This window comes from Xanthomonas sp. SHU 166 (genome assembly GCF_000364685.1).
GTDB lineage: Bacteria > Pseudomonadota > Gammaproteobacteria > Xanthomonadales > Xanthomonadaceae > Xanthomonas_A > Xanthomonas_A sontii.
This window is the reverse complement of record NZ_AQOJ01000409.1, coordinates 1-1,129: the sequence shown is the minus strand read 5'-3', so window position 1 is coordinate 1,129 and position 1,129 is coordinate 1. Positions and strand designations below refer to the sequence as shown.

The 1,129-nt window shown below is 74.2% G+C and carries 1 protein-coding gene; it reads right to left on the bottom strand.

Annotated features, from left to right (window positions below; translation table 11 throughout):
* Positions 1 to 37 precede the first annotated feature (37 nt).
* The coding region (locus tag D180_RS11325; protein ID WP_017912882.1) for a histidine-type phosphatase at positions 38 to 1,129 on the bottom strand (1,092 nt) is incomplete at its 5' end.

Sequence of the window (1,129 nt, the reverse complement as noted above, 5' to 3'; positions counted from 1 at the left end):
CCCCCCAGCCAGCAGCGATGGTCACGGCGGGAGCGCCTCAGCCGCGGCGCTGCAGCGCGGCGTGCAGCAGCGCCTGGAACTTCGGCAGCGGGCACAGCCCGGTCGCGGCGTCGCTGCAACCCGGAATCTGCAGCGTCTGCAGCAGCGGCGGGTGGCGCAGGCTCAATGGAGTCAGCGCGCGCAGTTGATCCAGCGACTGCGCCTGGTAGCGCACACGCACATAGCGCTGGCCGCTGCGCGGGTCGCGCACCTGCTCCACCACCAGCGCGCCGCCGGGGGGCGCGTCGTCGCGGCCGAAGCCGGGCAGATGAAAATGCAGGTCGAGCAGGCCGCTGAGCGCGGCGATGTGGGTGTCGCTGGCGACCAGCACGCTCAGCCGCGGCGCGTCGTCCGCGCCCAGCGTGTCCAGCAGGCGGTGCGCCAGCGGCGCGCCCGCGCGCGCGGCCATGTACTGCGGCCGTGCGTAGATCTCGAACAGCAAGGCGTGCAGTCGCGACACCGCAGCGATGCGCGCCGGCGTCGCGCGGCCCCAGCCGACCTGGTCCAGCGGCATGCCTTCTGCGTACTGCAGGATGAACACCTCGGCCGTGCCCGAGGTCAGGTCCAGCGGCCCGTGCAAGGCCAGGCTGCGCCCGTTCGCGCCCGGGGTCAGCGACGAGGGCATGTGCACGAAGTCGCAGCGCTCCGTACAGCCGAGGATCTCCTGCATGGTGCGCAGTTCGCGCGCGTACGGTGCCAGCACCGCGCCCGGGCCGCCGGTCTGGCGCTGGATCGAGGCCACCGCGGCGGCGGCATCGAACTCCACCGCGCCGGCTTCCACCGGACGGAACAGCGGATCGTCGCTGCCTTCGGCCTGGTGGCCGGCCTGCAGATGGCAGCCGGGCGCGAGGGTGTCGGCGAGCAGCTCCGCACTGACGATGGTGCGCTGGTCGGTGTTGGCGTAGATGCTGACCGTGCCGTCGGCGGGGCAGCCCTGCGCCGGCAGCACGCCATCGCGCAGCAGCCATTGCCGGGTGTAGTCGCCGCTGCGTTCCACCGCGGTGCGGCCGTGCGCGGTGAGCAGGCTCGGCGGCGTGTCCCACACCGGCCAGGGCTGCGGCGCCAGCGCGGCGGCCGCGGCCTCGCCCGG